The sequence below is a fragment of the Streptomyces sp. NPDC005805 genome (assembly GCF_040630445.1).
Taxonomy (GTDB): domain Bacteria; phylum Actinomycetota; class Actinomycetes; order Streptomycetales; family Streptomycetaceae; genus Streptomyces.
Window position 1 is genome coordinate 54,460 of sequence record NZ_JBEXXN010000013.1, and the last position, 13,249, is coordinate 67,708.

Here is a 13,249-nt window from a genome sequence, read left to right on the forward strand (position 1 = left end):
GGTCGTGAGGGAACCGTAGCCCGCGTCATGCGCCCGTCCATGATCTCCAGGAAGGCGTGCAGGGGCCGGGGGCGGGTTGGAATCGCTCCGGATCAGGTACTCGACGCGGCGCGGGCCGTCCGGGACCGGGACGGTGGTCAGGGCCTCACCGCCGGTGCCGATGCAGGACGCGGGCAGGAGCGCGACGACGAGGCCGCGGCGGACGAGGCGCTTGAGCAGGTCCGCGTCGGGACCTCGAAGGCGACCTCGCGCTGGAGGCCGGCCTCGGCGAAGGCGAGGTCGCTCCGGGTGTGGCCCGGGGAGCCGGCGGGAAAAGTCGGCGAAGGGCTCGTCGGCGAGCCGGGCCAGGGGGATACGAGCCGCGCCCGCCAGGGGGTGGCCGGCAGCACCGCCACCGACGCGTCCCGGGCCGGCTCGCGGACCCCCACGCCCCGGGGCCGGTCCCGTTCCTGAAGGCCGGGGAAGGCGACGTCCGGCTCCCCCGCCGCCACCTGGGCCGTCAACTCGTTGCTCCGGCCGACCTGCAGGGCGGCCCGGACACGGGGGTGCCGGTCCCGGAGTCCTGGAGGACCTCGGGGATGTCCACCGCCGCGACCGCGCTCGCCCGGTCCTGCTGGGTCCTGGTGGTGGCGGGCCGCCGTGCTCGGTGTGCTCAACATCGGGGCGTTCTTCCCGCTGCTCTTCGTGGTGGCCGAACGGCTGCCGGGCGAGGTCGGCGCCGCCCAGCCGGTCGCGGTGGCCGTGCTCCACGAGTCGCCGTCGTGGTGACGGCAGCGGGAGCGGCGGGCGTCGGGCTGGTCGCCCTCGGCCGGGTGCCGTGGTGCCCGGCGGAGCGGGACGCGGTGACGCAGCACCACGCGGTGGTGCGCGTGGTCGCCGACACCCAACGGCACGCCGGGCACACGGACATCCTGCGGGAGCTGCTGGACGGCGCGGGCGGCGAGGGCCCCACCAGCGTCCCGGCGGCCGACCCGGCGTGGTGGGAGGAGTACCGGGGCCGGCTGGAGCGCACGGCCCGGGTGGTGGACGGGAGTTCGTGAACACAGGGGCCCGGGTCGCCCGGCCTCCGGTCGGGTAGCCGGTAGGGGCGCGGGAACCGGGTGGGGCGGGGGCGCGTCCCTCCCGGCTGACGGCCCCGGCCGGCAACGACGGCACCCGGACGGAAGGCTCCCGCATGACGGACCGCGCCACGCGCTATCTCTACCTCACCCGCCACGGGGAGGCGACGGCCGACGAGTCCGGGCTGACGGAGGCGGGCCGGCGCCAGGCCGCCCTGCTCGGCGAGCGGCTGCGGGCGGTGCCCCTGAGCGCGGTCCACCACGGCCCCCTCCCCCGCGCCGCCGAGACCGCCCGCCTGGTCCACGCGCGGCTCGCGCCCGACCGGTCCGGGGCCGAGGTGCCCCTCCGCGTCTCCGAGCCCGCCGGTGACAGGAGGTGTCCGGTGGATCAGGGCCGGACAGGACGCGGCGTCTGGTGTGGTGCATCGCAAGGCGCCGGGATGCCTTCATAGCGGAGCTATTCAGGCATTGCGGCAACGCGGCGAGGTGCCGTGCCAGGCGTCGTGGCCCCGGCCAGGATCCACCGGACACCTCCTACATCCCCCACCTCCCGGACCGGTCCGAGTTGCCGGACGACTCCGCCGAGGCGCTGCTCGCGTTCCTGGCCGGGGCGGACGAGGAGGACCGGCGGCGCGGGCCCGCCCTCGCGCGGGAGGCGCTGGCCGCGTTCACCGGGACGGTGGACGGCGGCGAGGAACGCCATGAACTCGTGGTCACCCACGCGTTCCTGGTCGGCTGGCTGGTCCGGGCGGCCCTCGACGCGCCCGCGTGGCGGTGGATGGGGCTGCCCGTCGCCAACACCGGGCTGACCGTGCTGCGGTGGACCCCCGGGCGTCCCCCCGCCGTGCTTCTGCTGAACGACATGGCCCATCTGCCCGTCGAACTGCGCTGGACCGGGTTCCCGCCGGGCGTCCCCCGCGTCTGAGACGCCCCCGGACCGGACCGGCTCAGCCGGCCGGGTCGCAGCCGGACGCCGCCGCCCGGCGGTCGACCAGGACCGCGACCCCGTCCAGCAGGCGTTCCAGGCCGAACTCGAACTCCCAGTCGGGGTCGTCCGGTTCGTACAGGACCCGGCTGTCCAGCAGCTTCGCGAGAGACGGGTAGCGGTCCCGGTCCGCGAGGCGCTGAAGGGTGAGGCCGTAGCCGCGCATGACCTCCTCGGCGGAGCGGCCGCTCGCCGCGACGGCCGCGCCCAGGTCGGCCATGAGCAGCGCCTCGTTGCGCACGAACCCGCCCAGCAGCAGGATCACGGAGATCTTCTCGCCCTCGTCGAGGACGGTGTCCGCCATCGCGGCGAGGCCCAGATCCCACCAGGCGACGGAGTTCGGGGTGGCCGGGGGGCCCGAGATGGGGATGCGCAGCATCCACAGATTGCGGTGGAAGACCTCGCGCTGCGCCCGCGCCCACGCCTCCAGCGCCTCCCGCCAGCCGGTGCCCGGCGCGGGGGCCTCGGGCGGGAGGCCGATCGCCACGTCCTGCATCAGGATGTACAGCTCGTCCTTGGCGCCGACATAGCGGTACAGGGACATCGTGGAGACGCCGAGCTCCTTGGCGACGCGCCCCATGGAGACGGCCGCCAGCCCCTCGGCGCGCCCGAGGGCGAGGGCCGCCTCGACGATCCGGTCGACGCCGATTCCCGGCTTGGGCCCCTTGCCGGGACGTTCCCGCAGGCCCCAGGCGGCCTCGATGCTCGGGGGCAGCCCGACACCGGCGTCCGCGCCACCCCCGGAGCCGCTTCCCGAGCCGCCCCCGGCCTCGCCTCCCGGGCCGCGCGCGTCGCCGCCTGCCCGCGTACCGCCGCCGTCCGCCATCGCCGCCACGCTCCTCGCCGAAACCCCGTCGAACCGTCAACCGTCAACCGCCGACCGCCAAGCCGTCGAACCGCCAGAGCCGTCGAACGCCAAAGCCGCTGAACCGCCAGAGCCGTCGAACGCGTCGACCCCGTGCTCACCGCGCCCGCGCGGCCCCGGCGCCTCGCCGGCGCCGCCCTTCGCGCTTGACGCCATCCTAGTAATGCGTAATCCTTACACAGTAACGCGTATGCCATACGCAGAAGGGCCCTCGGCCGGACCGGGCCGGGCACCCCCGTGGCGCAGCACGCTCCGGGAAAGGAAGCGCAGCCATGTCATCCACCCAGGCCGGCGAGACCGGCACAGTCACTCGGACCGCCCACGGGCGCTTCGCCGTCGAGGCCGAGGGCCTGCGCAAGTCCTACGGCGGGACGCCCGTCCTCGACGGCATCGGGCTCCGGGTCGAGCGCGGGAGCGTCTTCTCGCTCCTCGGGCCGAACGGGGCCGGCAAGACCACCACCGTCCGCATCCTCGCCACCCTCACCGACGCCGACGCCGGGAGCGCCCGCGTCGGGGGCCACGACGTGGTGGCCGAACGGGCCCGGGTGCGCCGGGCGATCAGCCTGACCGGCCAGTTCGCCGCCGTGGACGAGAAGCAGACCGGCGAGGAGAACCTGCGCATGATGGCCCGGCTCGGCGGACTGTCCCGCCCGGCCGCCCGCCGCCGCGCCGCCGAACTCCTGGAACGCTTCGGCCTCACCGGCGCCGGCCGCCGTCTCGCCCACACCTACTCCGGCGGAATGCGCAGGCGGCTCGACCTCGCGGCGGGTCTGGTCACCGACCCCGAGGTCGTCTTCCTGGACGAGCCGACCACCGGTCTCGACCCGCGCAGCCGCCAGGAGTTGTGGGCGGTGGTGCGCGAACTCTCCGCGGGCGGCACCACCGTGCTGCTGACCACGCAGTACCTGGAGGAGGCCGACCGCCTCGCGGACCGGATCGCGGTGCTGGACACCGGCCGGATCGTGGCCGAGGGGACGGCGGCCGAGCTGAAGGCCGCGGTCGGCGGGCAGCGGCTGGACGTGGTCCTCGCCGACGAGGACGCCTACCGGCGGCTGGCTCCCCGCGCGGTCCACCGCGCCCGCGCCACCCGCACCGTGGGGCTGGCGACCGACGGCACGGCCGCGCACGTCCGTGCCCTGCTGGACGAGATCGACCCCGAGCGTCGCGACATCGTCCGCTTCTCGCTGCACGCGACCACCCTGGACGACGTGTTCCTCACCCTGACCGGCACCGGGACCGGCACCGGAGCCGGGGCCGGGGCCGGGGCCGGAACGCGCACAAGAACCGGAACCGGAACCGCGACCCGCGCCGGGGCCGCCCACGACGGACGGACGGAGTCCTCCCGTGTCTGAGACCACCCTGCCCGCCCCCGCACCACCGGCGCCCACCCGGACCGCGCGCCCCCGCCCCGGGCCCGGGGCCCCCGCGGTCACCCTGGCGGGCCGCTGCGTCCGGCTGAGCCTGCGGGACGTCGACGCGCTCATCACCGCGCTGATGCTGCCGCTCATGCTGATGCTGGTCTTCATCTACTTCTTCGGCGGCGCGATCGACACCGGCACCCGGTACGTGAACTACGTGGTGCCCGGCATCCTCGTGCTGTGCGCCGCGTTCGGCGCGGCGGGCACGGCGGTGCGGGTCAGCGAGGACATGAAGGGCGGCATCGTCGACCGCTTCCGCGCCATGGACATCGGCGGGACCTCGCTCCTCGCGGGCCATGTGGCCGCGAGCGCCCTGCGGAACCTGTGCGCGACCGCCCTGGTGCTCGGCGTCGGGCTGCTGATCGGCTTCCGCCCGTCGGCCACCCTCGCGGGCTGGCTCGCCGCGGCTTGCGTGCTGCTTCTCTTCGTGACGGCCGTCTCCTGGCTGTCGGCGGCCGTGGGGCTGCTGGCGAAGACACCCGAGGCGGCGTCCGGGTTCACCTTCGTGATGATGTTCCTGCCGTACCCGAGCAGCGCGTTCGTCCGCGTGGACACCATGCCGACCTGGCTGCACGGCTTCGCCGAACACCAGCCGGTCACCCCGCTGATCGAGACCCTCCGGGGACTCCTGCACGACCAGCCGGTGGGCTCGGCGCCTTGGGTGGCGCTGGCCTGGTGCTCGGGGCTTCTCGCGGTGGCGATGGTCCTCTCGGGCGTCCTGTTCCGCGCCCGCACCTCCTGAGGCCCAAAGCCCCAGCCGCCCTACCGCGTGCGGTGCCAGTCCGCCAGCGCCTGGGCGATCCGGCGGAACGGGGGCGGCGCGGAGATCCCCAGCGCGGGCGCCGCCCCGCCGATGACCGACTCCAGCTTGCGGGCGGTGGCCATCAGAAGCCGCCAGTCGACCTCTGCCCGGCCGCCACCGCGCCCGCCACCGCCTTCACCGAGCCCGATCCCGGCCCGCACCACGTCCGTGTAGACGGACTGGACCCGCTTGTACGCCAGCAGCTCCGGCAGGTCCCGGCACCAGCCGCGCGCGGCGCCCGGGCGGGCCGCCTCCACCGCGTCCCGCCAGCGCCGCGACACCGAGGCCGCCTGCCGGGCCGGGTAGCGCATCAGATGCAGATGGGTGGCGAGGTCGTAGAGGGGGTCGCCGAAGGCCGCCAGCTCCCAGTCGATGGTCCACAGCCGGTCGTGGCCGTCGACGACGAAGTTCTCCCGGTGCAGGTCCCCGTGGAGCAGGCAGAACGGCCGGGAGGTGAACGTCTCCGTCCGGCTGGCCATCCGGTCCAGGCCGTCGTCCGGTACGCCGAGCGCGGCGAACAGGTCTCCGTAGAGCGGGAGATGGGCGCGGCGGACCTCCAGTTCGGTGAACCGGACCAGTTCGGCGGCGAAGCCCGCGCAGTCGCCGTCCGCGACCGGCCCGCCCGTGGCCGGGAGCACCGCCGGACCCGGGCCCAGATCCCGGGGGCCGATCGCGGCCAGCTCCCCGAACAGCCGCTCCACCTGGGCGAGATGGCGCTCGGCGACCGGCCGGCCCGGACCACCGTGCGCGCCGAGGGTCGAGCCCTCGATGAACCGCTGGAGGCCGATCCCGTCCACCAGGATGATCTCCGGGACGCTGTCGACCCGGCCGGCCAGGGCCCGGAGCAGGGCGCCCTCGGAGGCGAACCAGCGCCGGTCGAACCAGAGGACGCCGTCCCGCGGCTCCCGGCACTTCCAGCGCACCGTCCCGGCCCGGCCCGCCGCGTCCGGGAGCGGGAAGGCGTATGTCTCGTGGTGGTACCCCTTGAGCGGGCCCTCGATCAGGGCCTCGCCGGCGCTGAGCCGCACCGCCCGCTGCCTGCTCCGCGACGCCGGCTCGGCCGTCATGCGCGCTGCCCCCGTGTGAATGCGGCCGCCTCCTTCGCTCGGGGCCCGGCCCGCCGCCCGCGCCGTGCCGGGGACGGCACCGCGGCGGGCGGAACGACCGGGTCCGGGCGGCACCCGGCGGGCCCGCCCGCGAGGGGCGTTCCGCACCCGGTGTCAGCCGAACACCGACAACTCCGCCATCCGCGCGACGACGAGCGGGGCGCCGGCGGCCGACAGCCGCTGCCGGCCCACCCCCTTGGCGTGATACCCGCAGAACGGCATCCCGACCTGTCGGGCCGCCCGGTAGTCCGTCACGGTGTCGCCGATCATGAGGTGCCCGCCGGGGCCGAGGCCCGGCCGCATCGCCCTGAGCAGCGGGACGGGGCTGGGCTTCATCTCCCGGGCGTCGCCCGACCGGCCGACGACCGCGCCCTCGGGGAAGCAGTGCAGCACGGCCATCCGCTCCAGGATCCGCGCGGCGGCGTCCGCGTGGTTGTTCGTCGCGACGGCGAGGCTCCGGCCGGAGGCGTGGCAGGACTCGATGAACGCGGCGGCGCCCGGGGTGGGGACGGCGGTCTCGGCGGCCTTGCGCTCGTAGTCGTCCAGGAGTTCGTGCATCGCGGCGACGGTGCGGCGCCAGCCGGTGTCCGCGCCGTGGGCGTGCAGGGCCAGCGTGTGGGCGCTCAGGACGGCGATCGGGTCGGCGCTGTGGCGCACCGCCTCGACGAGGCGCCCGTCCCGGCGGGCGAGGCCGACGAGTTCGGCGGCGGCGACGGCCGCGGGTTCCCCCGCGAAGACGCTCGCGACCGGGCCGTCGAGGTCGAGGACGACACACCGGGCCCGGGTCACCGCCTCCCGGGTCGCGGACGGGGCCTCCGGGGGGGCAGTGGCGTGTGGCACGGTCAGATTTCCGCCCTTGTGGCTTGGTGGTTCCAGGTGTTCTCGAAGAACTTCCGCATCTGGCGCACGATGCCGACCTGATCGGGGGTGGAGTCGGCGGAGGCACGGAAGGGGAAGAGGGTCGCCCCGGTGCCGTAGGAGTCGAGAATGGTCACTTCCTCGCTGTCCGGCGGGACCGTGACCGTGCCGAGTTCCGGCGGGTAGAAGCCCTGTAGGGCGAGCCGCCGGTTCAGGATGTACAACTTGATCTGCGGGGAGAACGCGACGAGGCGGACCTCGACCGAGACCTCGGGGACGAAGCCCCGGTTGCGCAGTTCGTACAGCGACTCCCGGAGCATGGTGGCATGCGCCCGCAGGATTCCGTGCATCCGCACGCGCACCCGCGGGTCGTCCGATCCGTCGACCGGGCGGGGCACGGCGAGGTGGTCGGAGGCGGTGTCCGGGAGGAGCAGCCGGGCGGTGATGCTGCGGGGCGGTTGGATCTCGCGGTCGAGGATGCGGTCCTTCTGCTGGGACACCTGGGTCGCCAGGGACTCGGTGGTCATGGAGAACACGTCGAGGGTGACCTCGGTCGCCTCGAACGCCTCCTCCAGATACGGCTTGAGCCGCACCTGGGGCACGTTCTCCGAGACGACCGCGTAGCTCTCGTCGCCCGCGGCGGCCGGGTCGCCGGTGGCCGCCGCCGTTCCGTCGTGGGCGCCGGGCTCACCGTGTTCACCGGCCTCGCCGTGCTCGCGGACGAAGGTGCCGCTGCCCTGGACGACGTGGACCAGCCCTTCCTCGCGCAGCAGGTTGACCGCCTGGATCACCGTGTGACGGGAGACGTGGTACTGGCCGGCCAGTACCTCCTGGGTGGGGATGCGCTGACCGGGCAGACGCGTCCCCTCGTGGATCTCCTTGCGCAGTTCGTCGGCCAGCCACATATAGCGGTACTGGCCGTCCCTCGGGGCGGATCCCTGACTGGTCACCCCACAACCATACAACTCCCCGTACAGCAGGCGGAGATACCCCACAGATCCTGTCAGTCGAATGATTGACCACCCGAAGACACCACCGAACAACCGGACAAGTTTACGGATCTGCGGAGACAGGGCATCACTCCAACAAGTCAACCGGACCAATTCATCGGAGAGTTGACAATCTGACCGGACCAATTCCCCAGCAGCACAACGGTGTGCGAGCTCGGCGGCTCATCCTCGAAGGAGTGACACACCATGCCTCTCATCGCTCTCGTCGTCGAGCAGTACGTCCAGTTCCGGTACGGCTTCACGGCCGGACTGGGCCTCGCCCTGCTGGCGGTCGGCATCAAGGCGGAGAACGCGACGTGCGCGGGGGTCGGCGGACTGCTCCTGGTCGCCCCCGCCGTCACCGCGGGCTGACCGGTCCGCACGGGTTGACCGGCCCGCACGTTCACCGGGCCGGAGCCTCAGAACACGTCCGGGCTCCGGGGTCGCCGACCGCACCGCCGAGGCGTCGCCCAGGTACAGCGCGCGCCCGACTCGCGCACGCCCCCGGGAGCCGGTCAGAACGCCGCCAGGACCCCGCCCACCGGCGCGCCCCCGCCCAGCAGGGGCATATGGCCGATCCGGTCCACGACCTGCGCCTCCACGCCCATACGGGTCAGCGCCCGCGCCAGCACCGGGCCCAGGGCGCGGCCCGCGCCGTCCTCGATCTTGAAGGCGAGGGCGCGGCCGTCCGCCAGCGCCACCGCCTGCACCGCCTCCGCGCCCATCTTCGACAGCGCGCCCGGCACCTCCCGCATCAGCCAGGTGTCCGGCCGCCGGGTGCCCGCCACATACTCCGGGTGGGCGCGCATCGCGTCCGCGACCCGGCGCTCCGGGGAGCCCGGCGCGGCGAGCACGAAGTGCCGGAAGGCGCGGGCCAGACCGGTCAGCGAGATCGCCATCAGCGGCGCCCCGCAGCCGTCCGTGCCGACCGCCGCGACCCGCTCCCCGGACGTCTCCTCCACCACCGTGTGCACCAGCCGCTGAAGCGGGTGCTCCGGCTCCAGATAGCCCTCCCGGTCCCAGCCGTTGAGCGCGCAGGCGGCGAGCATCGCGGCGTGCTTGCCCGAGCAGTTCATGGTCACCCGGTCCCGGACGTGCCCCTGCGCCAGGTACGTCTCCGCCTCGGCCGGGTCCAGCGGCAGGTCCGGCGGGGTGCGCAGATCGGCCTCGTCCAGCCCGTGCTCCGCGAGCATCCGGCGCACCAGCTCGATGTGGAAGGCCTCGCCCGAGTGGCTGGCCGCCGCGAGCGCCAGGCGCTCCCCGGACAGGTCGAGACCGGCGCGCAGCACGGCCGCCGCCTGCATGGGCTTGTTGGACGACCGGGGGAACACCGGAGCCGCCGGGTCCCCGATGGCCAGCTCCACACTGCCGTCCGCCGCCAGCACGACCAGCGAGCCGCGGTGGTGGCCCTCGACGAAGCCCGAGCGGACGACCTCGGCCAGGACGGGGGGTGCGGCGGCCCGGGATATGTCCGCGGTGCCGGGGGCGGTGGATGAGGTCATGGCGGGCGCGTCTCCAGTGCGGGACCCGCCCCTCCGGGCACGCCGGGACCGGTCCCGGCAGGGCCGCCCGGGGATCGCCCGGCGGCCGCTCAGATCAGCAGGTCGTCTACTTGTGCTTCGCCTTCACGGTACCTGCGGGCGATCTCCGCGCTGCAATCGTCGGCCGTCCGCTGGAGCTGCTGCCGGCGCCGGGAGACCTGCTGCTCGTAGGCGTGCAGGCGGCCCATCGCCGCGTGCAGCTCCTCGTCCGTCCGGGCGCCGAGGTCGGAGAGGCCGATCTCGTCGAGGACGTCGTCCGCGAGCCGCCGGTACTCCTCGCCGTGCGGGGTCGACAGGGTGACGTGCCGGGCGGAGGAGCCCCGGGCGGACGGCGGGTCGGCCAGGATCTCGGAGAGCCGGTCGACCACCGGCGACTCCGGGTCGGCCCGGCGCGCCACCTCGGCCCGCAGGATGTCGATCCGGCCCTGGACCAGCCGGCGCACATAGCTGAGGTCCGCCTCGTCGCGCTGGGAGTCCCTGCGCAGGGCCCGCAGCTCGGGCAGCCGCAGGGCGACGAGGTCGGGCTCCGAACGGCCGGGGAGCCCGTCCCCGGCCCGCTGCCGGGGCGGTGCGGCCACCGCTCCGGGGTCCGCCGCGGCTCCCGTGACGGGGCCGAGCCGCGGCCCGGCGCCAGATGTGGTGCTCATGTGCGTACGTCCGTCCCCTCGCGACCGGTGCAGGAGCCTCCCGGGGCCCGGTGGGCCGAGGGGGTGCACCGCCTTGGTGCATGGTGCCACCCCGATGTGCGCCGACGCAGGCGGTCCGCACCTGTTCGGCCCCGAATGGCCGCCAGGTAGTTTTCTCCGCATGCGTGCAGTGGTGCAGAGGGTTGACGGCGCGAGCGTCGTGGTGCCGGGGGAGTCCGGCCCGGAGACGGTCGGCGAGATCACGGGCGAGGGACTGTGCGTCCTGGTGGGGGTGACCCACGACGACACCCCGGAGCAGGCCGCCCGGCTGGCCCGCAAGCTGTGGTCGCTGCGGATCCTGACCGAGGAGCGGTCCTGCTCGGACGCGGACGCCCCGCTGCTGGTGATCTCGCAGTTCACGCTGTACGGCGACGCCCGCAAGGGCCGCCGCCCCACCTGGAACGCGGCGGCCCCCGGCCCGGTCGCCGAACCGCTCGTCGACGAGGTGGTGGCCCAGCTGCGGGCTCTCGGCGCGACCGTGGCGACGGGCCGCTTCGGGGCGCGGATGCGGGTCTCGCTGACCAACGACGGGCCGTTCACGGTCCTCGTCGAGGTCTGACGGGCCGGGACCGCGCCCCCTGCCCCCGGGCTACGGCTACGGCTCGACGACGGTCTCCTGCGCGGCCGCGGTGTCCCCCGCGATCAGCTCGGCGTCGACCGGAACGTTCCGCTTCACCAGGGCCAGCGCGATCGGGCCCAGCTCGTGGTGGCGGCCCGAGGTGGTGACGAAGCCGAGCTGGCGGCCCTCCTCGCCGTCCGCCGCCAGGCGCACCGGGGTGCCCGGGCCGGGCAGATGGACCTCGCTGCCGTCCAGGTGCAGAAAGACCAGCCGGCGCGGCGGCTTCCCCAGGTTGTGGACGCGCGCGACGGTCTCCTGGCCCCGGTAGCAGCCCTTCTGGAGGTGCACGGCGCTGCCGATCCAGCCCAGTTCGTGCGGGATGGTGCGGTGGTCCGTCTCGAAGCCGAGGCGCGGGCGGTGCCCCTCGATGCGCAGGGCCTCGTAGGCGAGGATTCCCGCGAGGGGGCCGTTGGCGGTGGCGTACGACTCCAGCTCCGCGCGCGGTAGGAACACGTCCCGGCCGTGGGCGGCCTCCCGGACGACGGCGCCCGCCGGGGCCTCGGCGATCGAACCGGCGGGCAGGTGCACCACGGCGAACTCGTCCGTGCGGTCGGCGATCTCGACCCGGTAGAAGAACTTCATCGACTCCAGGTAGGCGAGCAGCGCCTCCCGGGTGCCCGGCTCCACGTGCGCCCAGACCGTGGTGCCGTCGTCGACGAGGTAGAGGGCGTGCTCGATGTGCCCGTTCGCGGAGAGGATCAGCGCCTCGGTCGCCTGCCCGGCCGGGAGGTCGCTGACGTGCTGGGTGAGCAGCAGATGCAGCCAGCTCAGCCGGTCGTCGCCGGTGACGGAGACGACCCCGCGGTGCGACAGGTCGACCAGACCCTTGCCGTCGGCGAGCGCGCGCTGCTCACGGAACAGGTCGCCGTAGTGCGCGGCGACCCCTTCGTCGCGTCCCTCGGCCGGCACCGCGCCGGGCTGGGACAGGAGGGGGCTCTTCATGCGAACAAGCCTACGACCCGGTAGGGGGCGTCTTCCCGGCACTGTCGGTGCCGTCGGGGCTGTTGGTGCTGTCGGCGCTCTCGCCGCGCTTGGTGCTCTCGGTGCGCTTGGCGCTCTCGCTGCGCTTGGTGCAGTCCTCGCAGCGGCCGAAGATCGCGAAGTGCTTCATGTCCGTGTCGAAGCCGAACTGGCGGCGGAGCTTCTCGGTGAACTCGGAGGCCACCGTCACATCCGCCTCGATGACCCCGGTGCAGTCCCGGCACACCAGGTGCAGATGGTGGTGCCGGTCGGCCAGGTGGTAGGTCGGGGCGCCGTGGCCGAGGTGGGCGTGGGAGACCAGGCCCAGTTCCTCCAGCAGCTCCAGGGTCCGGTAGACCGTGGAGATGTTGACGCCCGACGCCGTCTTGCGCACCTCGCACAGGATGTCGTCCGGGGTGGCGTGCTCAAGGGTGTCCACGGCTTCGAGGACAAGCTGGCGCTGCGGGGTCAGCCGGTAACCGCGCTTGCGCAGATCGGTCTTCCAGTCGGTGGTCACCACGCCCCCAGTGTAGGCAGCGGCGGCCCGGGGGCCGCCTGCCCGGAGGCTGCCTACTTGAAGAAGGCGATGCCGTCGTCGGGCAGATCGCCCAGGTCCTTGGCCCAGTTGGCGACCTCGTCGGGCGTGACGACCTTCTTCAGGTGCGCGGACATGTACGGCCGCAGCTCCACCTCGGGGGTGGCCTTCTCGCCGACCCACATCAGGTCGCTGTTGACGTAGCCGTAGAGGCGCTTGCCCCCGCTGTACGGGCCGGACGCGGCGGTCCGGGCGACGGCGTCGGTCACCAGGTCGATCTGCGGCTTCTGGTCGGCCAGCTCGCCGTACCAGATCTCCACGACGCCCTGGTCGCGGACCATGACGACCTCGACCTTGCGGTCCTTGTCGATCCGCCAGTAGCCGCTCTCGCTCTCCAGGGGCTTGACCTTGTTGCCCTCACCGTCCAGCACCCAGGAGTGCGAGACGTATTCGAGGAAGTCCCGCCCGTCGTGGCTGAAGGTGACGGACTGGCCGAAGTTGCACTTCTCGGCGCCGGGGAAGTCGGAGACGCCCGCGCCCTCCCAGGTACCGAGGAGGAAGGCCAGGGGCACGAGGTCCGGGTTGAGGTCGGACGGAATCTCGATCATGAGCAGCTCTGTCGTTCGGAGGCGGAGGCGGTACGGAAGGTCAGCGCTGGCCCTGGTAGAGCTTCTTCACGGCCAGACCGGTGAAGGCGAGCACGCCGACGCAGACCAGGACCAGCAGGGCTTCGAAGAAAACGATCACGGGAGGGCTCCTCGACGACGCGTGACGGCAGAACGGGCCGCACCCAGCTTAGTCGCTGGGGGTGCGGCCCGTTCTGCGAG

General features: G+C 74.0%; 13 protein-coding genes and 5 pseudogenes. 8 read left to right on the forward strand and 10 right to left on the reverse strand.

Annotated elements, in window-relative coordinates; all coding sequences use genetic code 11:
• Window positions 1-120 precede the first annotated feature (120 nt).
• Window positions 121-659 (reverse strand): annotated as a pseudogene (locus ABZ457_RS10145) (LysR substrate-binding domain-containing protein); the annotation flags it as partial.
• Here ABZ457_RS10145 and ABZ457_RS10150 point away from each other — a divergent pair.
• The 4 pseudogenes from ABZ457_RS10150 to ABZ457_RS10165 form a co-directional block, all read left to right on the forward strand.
• Window positions 610-765, forward strand: a pseudogene (locus ABZ457_RS10150) (EamA family transporter); the annotation flags it as partial. The pseudogenes ABZ457_RS10145 and ABZ457_RS10150 overlap by 50 nt on opposite strands.
• 38 nt (window positions 766-803) lie before the next feature.
• A pseudogene (locus tag ABZ457_RS10155) lies at window positions 804-1,040 on the forward strand (DUF664 domain-containing protein); the annotation flags it as partial.
• Window positions 1,041-1,174: 134 nt separating this feature from the next.
• A pseudogene (locus tag ABZ457_RS10160) lies at window positions 1,175-1,429 on the forward strand (histidine phosphatase family protein); the annotation flags it as partial.
• A 164-nt stretch (window positions 1,430-1,593) separates the two neighbouring features.
• Window positions 1,594-1,983: pseudogene (locus tag ABZ457_RS10165) on the forward strand (histidine phosphatase family protein); the annotation flags it as partial.
• A gap of 22 nt (window positions 1,984-2,005) precedes the next feature.
• On the opposite strand, the gene ABZ457_RS10170 reads toward ABZ457_RS10165, so the two are convergent.
• A complete protein-coding gene (locus ABZ457_RS10170) occupies window positions 2,006-2,869 on the reverse strand; it encodes a TetR/AcrR family transcriptional regulator (protein ID WP_359155955.1) in 864 nt (287 codons plus the stop codon).
• A 311-nt stretch (window positions 2,870-3,180) separates the two neighbouring features.
• Between ABZ457_RS10170 and ABZ457_RS10175 the strand changes: the two genes are divergently transcribed.
• Window positions 3,181-4,260 carry an ATP-binding cassette domain-containing protein gene (locus ABZ457_RS10175; RefSeq protein ID WP_359155957.1) on the forward strand — a complete coding sequence of 360 codons (1,080 nt, stop codon included), beginning with the start codon at window positions 3,181-3,183 and terminating at the stop codon, window positions 4,258-4,260.
• An 82-nt stretch (window positions 4,261-4,342) separates the two neighbouring features.
• Window positions 4,343-5,068, forward strand: coding sequence for an ABC transporter permease (locus tag ABZ457_RS10180; RefSeq protein ID WP_359156107.1), 726 nt, complete (start codon window positions 4,343-4,345; stop codon window positions 5,066-5,068).
• Window positions 5,069-5,088: 20 nt separating this feature from the next.
• Here ABZ457_RS10180 and ABZ457_RS10185 read toward each other — a convergent pair whose 3' ends face one another.
• From ABZ457_RS10185 to ABZ457_RS10195, 3 genes are all read right to left on the reverse strand, one after another.
• A complete protein-coding gene (locus ABZ457_RS10185) occupies window positions 5,089-6,195 on the reverse strand; it encodes a phosphotransferase (RefSeq protein ID WP_359155959.1) in 1,107 nt (368 codons plus the stop codon).
• 153 nt (window positions 6,196-6,348) lie between these two features.
• The gene (locus tag ABZ457_RS10190) at window positions 6,349-7,074 is read right to left on the reverse strand and encodes an HAD hydrolase-like protein (RefSeq protein ID WP_359155961.1); all 726 of its coding nucleotides are present in this window, start codon (window positions 7,072-7,074) and stop codon (window positions 6,349-6,351) included.
• A 2-nt stretch (window positions 7,075-7,076) separates the two neighbouring features.
• The gene (locus ABZ457_RS10195) at window positions 7,077-8,042 is read right to left on the reverse strand and encodes a GntR family transcriptional regulator (RefSeq protein WP_359155963.1); all 966 of its coding nucleotides are present in this window, start codon (window positions 8,040-8,042) and stop codon (window positions 7,077-7,079) included.
• 246 nt (window positions 8,043-8,288) lie between these two features.
• On the opposite strand from ABZ457_RS10195, the gene ABZ457_RS10200 reads away from it, so the two are divergent.
• A complete protein-coding gene (locus tag ABZ457_RS10200; protein ID WP_359155965.1) occupies window positions 8,289-8,453 on the forward strand; it encodes a hypothetical protein in 165 nt (54 codons plus the stop codon).
• A 143-nt stretch (window positions 8,454-8,596) separates the two neighbouring features.
• Here the strand turns inward: ABZ457_RS10200 and ABZ457_RS10205 are convergent, their stop codons facing one another.
• Complete coding sequence (locus tag ABZ457_RS10205; protein WP_359155967.1) at window positions 8,597-9,583, reverse strand: asparaginase; 987 nt, start codon at window positions 9,581-9,583, stop codon at window positions 8,597-8,599.
• A gap of 89 nt (window positions 9,584-9,672) precedes the next feature.
• Entirely contained in the window at window positions 9,673-10,269 is a 597-nt protein-coding gene (locus ABZ457_RS10210; protein WP_359155969.1) for an ABC transporter substrate-binding protein, read from the reverse strand.
• Between the two features lie 160 nt (window positions 10,270-10,429).
• Here ABZ457_RS10210 and dtd point away from each other — a divergent pair, with 160 nt between their 5' ends.
• Window positions 10,430-10,867 (forward strand): D-aminoacyl-tRNA deacylase, encoded by a 438-nt coding sequence (gene dtd, locus ABZ457_RS10215; protein WP_359155971.1) that lies wholly within the window; start codon window positions 10,430-10,432, stop codon window positions 10,865-10,867.
• A 36-nt stretch (window positions 10,868-10,903) separates the two neighbouring features.
• Here the strand turns inward: dtd and ABZ457_RS10220 are convergent, their stop codons facing one another.
• The 3 genes from ABZ457_RS10220 to ABZ457_RS10230 are packed head-to-tail and all read right to left on the reverse strand — an operon-like array spanning window position 10,904 to window position 13,030.
• The gene (locus ABZ457_RS10220) at window positions 10,904-11,869 is read right to left on the reverse strand and encodes a folate-binding protein (RefSeq protein WP_359155973.1); all 966 of its coding nucleotides are present in this window, start codon (window positions 11,867-11,869) and stop codon (window positions 10,904-10,906) included.
• 10 nt (window positions 11,870-11,879) lie between these two features.
• Window positions 11,880-12,407, reverse strand: a complete 528-nt coding sequence (locus ABZ457_RS10225) for a Fur family transcriptional regulator (RefSeq protein WP_359155975.1) — start codon at window positions 12,405-12,407, stop codon at window positions 11,880-11,882.
• 50 nt (window positions 12,408-12,457) lie between these two features.
• Complete coding sequence (locus tag ABZ457_RS10230) at window positions 12,458-13,030, reverse strand: FABP family protein (protein ID WP_018847182.1); 573 nt, start codon at window positions 13,028-13,030, stop codon at window positions 12,458-12,460.
• Window positions 13,031-13,249: the final 219 nt, after the last annotated feature.